At 66.0% G+C, this 5,030-nt stretch carries 5 protein-coding genes; 2 read left to right on the forward strand and 3 right to left on the reverse strand.

What is annotated here, in order from left to right; all coding sequences use genetic code 11:
• Positions 1-979, forward strand: a 979-nt coding sequence (locus tag GH737_RS12840; protein ID WP_155265199.1) for a M48 family metalloprotease, incomplete at its 5' end; no start/stop codon positions are given.
• Positions 976-1,704 (forward strand): DsbA family protein, encoded by a 729-nt coding sequence (locus tag GH737_RS12845; protein ID WP_155265200.1) that lies wholly within the window; start codon positions 976-978, stop codon positions 1,702-1,704. The genes GH737_RS12840 and GH737_RS12845, both read left to right, overlap by 4 nt.
• Positions 1,705-1,726: 22 nt before the next feature.
• Here the strand turns inward: GH737_RS12845 and GH737_RS12850 are convergent, their stop codons facing one another.
• From GH737_RS12850 to GH737_RS12860, 3 genes are all read right to left on the reverse strand, one after another.
• Positions 1,727-3,478 (reverse strand): TIR domain-containing protein, encoded by a 1,752-nt coding sequence (locus tag GH737_RS12850; protein ID WP_155265201.1) that lies wholly within the window; start codon positions 3,476-3,478, stop codon positions 1,727-1,729.
• A gap of 26 nt (positions 3,479-3,504) precedes the next feature.
• Positions 3,505-4,182: an RlmE family RNA methyltransferase gene (locus GH737_RS12855; protein ID WP_155265202.1), complete on the reverse strand. Its 678-nt coding sequence runs from the start codon at positions 4,180-4,182 to the stop codon at positions 3,505-3,507.
• Positions 4,183-4,210: 28 nt separating this feature from the next.
• On the reverse strand, positions 4,211-5,030 hold an 820-nt coding region (locus GH737_RS12860), incomplete at its 5' end, for a Ppx/GppA phosphatase family protein (RefSeq protein ID WP_155265203.1).

A 5,030-nucleotide genomic window follows, 5' to 3' on the forward strand; every position in this document is an offset into this window, starting at 1 on the left:
GGCGATGGCGGCCGGCGCCGGCGACGCGGGCATGGGCATCATGATGGCCGGGCAGCGCGCCGCGCTCGGAGACATGCTTGCCTTCACCCGCGCGCAGGAAGCGACGGCCGATGCGACCGCCGCCCGCCTGCTGTCGAAAGCGGGCGTCACCGGCAAGGGCCTGCTCGACTTCTTCGGCAAGTTGCAGAACCACGAATACCGGCTCGCAATCTACTCCAAGGACAGCTTCGACCGCAGCCACCCGCTTTCGTCCGAACGTGTCCAGGCGCTCCAGCAGAAGCTGAGGGCCGACGCCTCGTGGAGCAAGCCGGTCGATGCCGCGCTCGAAAGCCGCTTCGAACGGGTCAAGGCCAAGCTGATGGGCTACGTGAACCCCAAGCAGGCGGTGATCAACTATCCCGAAAGCGACCAGAGCGTGCCCGCGCATTACGCCCGTGCCTATGCTTATCACCTCGGCGGTTACCCCGATAAGGCGCAGTCCGAAGCCGACGCGCTGCTCGCGGCCGACCCCGACGATCCCTTCTTCCTCGAGCTCAAGGGCCAGATTCTGCTCGAGGACGGTCAGCCCCAGGAAGCCATTCCGCCGCTGCGCGAGGCCGTGGAGCGTTCCGGCAATGCGCCGATGATCGCCGCAATGCTCGGCCATGCGCTGGTCGAGACCAACGACCCGAAGAATTTCGCCGAAGCCAAGCAGATCCTCAAAGTCGCCGTGAACCGCGACAATGAGGACCCGTTCGCCTGGTATCAGCTCGGCATCATCTACGATCGCGAAGGCGACCCCGCACGGGCATCGCTCGCCACGGCGGAGCGCAACAACCTCGAAGGCAACCCCAAGCTCGCGCTGGCGAGCGCGCAGATGGCATTGAAGGGCATTCCGCCCGGAACACCGGACTATCTTCGCGCGCAGGATATCGCCATGGTCTCGCGGGCCGAGCTGGCCAAGAAAGACAAGAGATACAGGAAAGACGGCCGGGAGTGAGCGAGATCAATCGGGCTGCGGCGACGCGGGGAATGCTCGCCGCGGCGATCGCGGGCGGCATCGTCGGCGCGCTGCTCGCGGCGGCGCTCCTCCTGTTCGCACTCCCCAATGTGCTCAGCAGCAGGATCGTGCGACAGGGGCTGCTCTCCGATCCGAAGATATTGTCCGACGCGGTGGATGCACTGCGCGATTCTCAATACGAGCCGGTCCTGGCCGCCAACCGCGCAGCGATCGAAACGCCGTTCGCAAGCTCGTGGAAGGGCGCGGCGGAACCCGAGGTCACGCTGGTCGAATTCTTCGATTACGCCTGCCCTTATTGCAAGGCGAGCAACCCCATCATCGACCGACTCGTGGCAGAGGATAAGGGCCTGCGCGTCGTCTATCGCGAGCTTCCGATCCTCGGGCCCGACAGCGTGACCGCGGCGCGGCTCTCGCTGGAATCGTCCAAGCTCGGCCGGTTCAACAAATTCCACGACACGCTGTGGGAGGCCGGCAGGCCCGCTCCGGAGACGATCGCGACTGCCGCGAAGGCGGCTGGGATCGCACCGCAGCCGCACGACGATCCGCTGATCGAAGCCGAGCTCAAGCGCAACTTCCAGCTCGCCGGCCAGCTCGGAGCGACCGGCACGCCGTTGTTCGTGATCGGCGATCGAGTGATGAACGGCGCGGTCGGCTACGAAACGCTGAAGCAAGCGATCGAAGCGGCGCGCGAAAAGGGGAACTAGGCCGCTCTCCCTGCCGGCGTGTTCAGCCTGCAGCGGCGGCAATCCCGAGCCGCGCCTTGGTCGCCGCCAGCATCTCCTGGAACCGCGGCTTGTCGCGCAGCCGGGCGAAATCGGGATCGGCCTCGGTATGCTTGATCTGCGAGGCCGTGTTCACCGTTTCGAAATAACGCTGAATCACGTCGAGCGCGGCATCGTCGTCCTGGAGCGCCACCGTGAGCGTGCAGGCCATGTTGTAGCGCATGGCGAGATTCTCCGGATCCAGCAGCAGTCCGCGTTCGATCCATTCGCGGGCCCGATCGCCTTCGCCCAGGACGGCGAGCGCATAGGCCCCGTTGGCGATGGCTGAACCGTTCGTCGGCTCCGCGGAAAGCGCCCGTTCGGCACGTTCGAACGCCAGTTTCGCGGCACCTTTGCGTGCTTCGAGGTTGCCCGTCGACTCATAGCAGGTCATGAGCATCGCCGGATTGTAATAGTCCGAGCTCACCAGCGCCGACGCCCGTTCGAAATAGGGAATCGACTCCGCGACCCGCCCCTCGCGGAACAGCATCCGCGCCGCTTCGCGGTTCACTTCCCATGAATCAGGGGCGCGCCGTACGGCCGTGTCGATCAGTTCGTTCGCCTGGTCCTGCTCCCCCTGCTCTTCCAGGTACCGCGCTTTGACGCAGAGTGCTTCGGGAAGATCGGCCCTGATCGCCAGTGCATGTTCCGCCGCCGGCAACGCATTGACATCCCTTCCGTGCCAGAACCGAAGCTCGGCCTGGGCAATCGCCATCAGCGCCCATGCTTCTGCGTAATTGGGATCGAGCTGAACTGCCTGCTGGCAAATCCGTGCAATCGCTTCGTCGCGCTTGAGGTCGCCGAACGTGCCGCCGATCCACTGCTGCCGGGCCATCAGGTAGAATCTGTACGCCTCCGCATTCGACGTGCCGCGGTGCTCAATCGCCTTTTTCTCTTCGGGCAGGAGCTTGAGCTCTAACGCCTTGGCGATTGCGTGGGAAATCTCGTCCTGGATGGCGAAGATGTCGGTGAGATCCCGGTCGTAGCGTTCGGCCCACAGATGCCGGCCGGTGTCGCCGGCAACCAGCTGCGCGCTGATCCTGATCCGGTTCCCCGCCTTGCGAACGCTGCCCTCGAGGACATGCGTGACGTCCATCGTCCGGGCGACTTCCTTCGCGTCGACCACCTTGCCCTTGAATGTGAATGCGCTGTTGCGCGCGACCACCTCGAGCGCGGAGATCTTGGACAAATCGGTAATGACGTCCTCGGTGATCCCGTCGCTGAAATATTCCTGCTCGGAATCGTCGCTGAGGTTCACGAACGGCAATACGCAAATGGCAATGGGCACCGGCGCCGGGGCGCTTTCCTCCGCCTTGCCCGGTGCCGCATCTCCTGCAACCTTGGAGATCGCCAGCAGCAGATCGTCGACGGACTCGGTCCGTCCATCCTTGCTCCACGGCGACAGGTCGATGCACTGAAGTTGTCTGAACCCGAGGGGCGGCTTCACCGAGTCCAGCGTCGCGGGGACCAGGCGGCCCGAATCGCGCCCTTCCGCGGCCTCGTCCTGGACCCATGCCGAGGCAATGGACGATGGGCTCCACAGCACCATCACCACCTGTGCGTCCTTCAACTCGCGGTCGATCTCGCTGCTGAAGTTCGCGCCGCCGTGAAGGTGGCGATCCCACCACACGGTCTGGCCGGCATCTTCCAGCACGACGGCAAGCTTCCGCGCCGTTTCGACGTCTTCGCGCGCATAGCTCAGAAAAACTCGAGCCATTGGATGAGCCCCCGCCTGCTTGGCAATCAACTCTGCTCTAAGCGCCTCGCGCGTTCAAAGTAAGCCTCGGACCCCTTGAATCCCTGCGCGACCACATACCATTCGCTCGAATCCTTGCGGCTGGCAGGGGGCTTGGCGTGCTTCACGGTCGCGAAGCTCCGTTTCAGCTCGGCGACCAGCTGGCTGTCGGCGCCGCCGGCAAGCACCTTTGCGACATAGGCGCCGCCCGGGCGCAGCACCTCGCGCGCGAACTCCAGGCCCGCCTCGACCAGCGCCATGGTCCTCAGGTGATCGGTTTGCTGGTGACCGACGGTGTTCGCCGCCATGTCCGAAAGGACGAGGTCCGCTGCGCCGCCGAGCGCGTGCCTGAGCCGCTCGGGCGCGCCTTCATCCATGAAGTCCATTTGCAGGATCGTCACCCCCTCGATCGGGTCGGTCGGAAGCAGGTCGATCCCGACGACCTCCGCCTGCGGCGCCCTGCGCCGGACCACCTGGCTCCAGCCGCCAGGCGCGATGCCGAGGTCGACGACAGCCTTCACGCCCCTGAGCAGCCCGAAGCGCTCGTCCAGCTCGAGCAGCTTATAGGCGGCGCGGCTGCGGTAATTCTCCGCCCTGGCGCGCTGGACATAAGGGTCGTTGAGCTGCCGCTCGAGCCAGCGCGTCGAAGAGGCGGTGCGGCCCTTGGCGGTCCGGACGCGCTTCATTTCCGCCTCCCCTCCGGGGGAGGGGACGTCAAAGCACCCACCCGTCCCGCGCCATCAGCGAGCGCAAGATGCCCTCGCGAATCCCGCGGTCGGCGATGCCGAGGTTCTTCGCCGGCCAGATTTCGATGATCGCTTCCAGGATCGCGCAGCCGGCCACCACGAGGTCCGCGCGCTCGGTGCCGATGCAGGGCAGCGACGAGCGCCCCGCATAGTCCATCTCCGCGATCATCTCGCTGATGCTCCGCATTGCCTCGATCGGAACGTGAAGGCCGTCGACCGCGCGGCGGTCGTAGAAGGGCAGCGCGAGATGGACGCTGGCGAGCGTGGTTACGGTCCCGCTCGTGCCGAGCAGGCGGATCCCCTCGCGCGTCTCGGGGAGCATCGTCGCGAATTTGGCGAATGCGCGGCGCGCCCGCTCGCGCATTCGCTTATAGGCGAGCAGCCGGTCGGGCCCCTCGAGCGCCTCCTTGCCTTCGCTTTCGGTGAGCGAGACGACGCCCCACGGCGCACTCCACCAGGCGCGGATCTTGGGCACTCCCTCTTGCTGGTCGATCAGCACCAGCTCGGTCGAGCCGCCACCGATGTCGAAGATCAGCGCCGGCCCGTCGCCCGGCTCGAGCAGCTTGTGACAGCCGAGCACGGCAAGCCGCGCCTCCTCCGCCGGCGCGATGATGTCGAGAACAATCCCTGTCTCCATGCGCACCCGCTCGGCGAACTCGCCGCCGTTCGCGGCGCGGCGGCAGGCCTCGGTCGCAACCGAGCGCGACAACGAGACATTGCGCCGCCGAAGCTTGTCGGCGCAGATCGACAGCGCGGCGACGGCGCGGTCCATCGCCTCGTCGGACAGC

It is taken from the genome of Sphingomonas segetis, from assembly GCF_009720245.1.
Classification (GTDB): Bacteria; Pseudomonadota; Alphaproteobacteria; order Sphingomonadales; family Sphingomonadaceae; genus Sphingomicrobium; species Sphingomicrobium segetis.

Bases quoted from the DNA above. Each gene is read 5' to 3' on its own strand.
- GH737_RS12850 (WP_155265201.1), bottom strand. From the start codon at position 3,478: ATGGCTCGAGTTTTTCTGAGCTATGCGCGCGAAGACGTCGAAACGGCG.
- GH737_RS12855 (WP_155265202.1), bottom strand. From the start codon at position 4,182: ATGAAGCGCGTCCGGACCGCCAAGGGCCGCACCGCCTCTTCGACGCGC.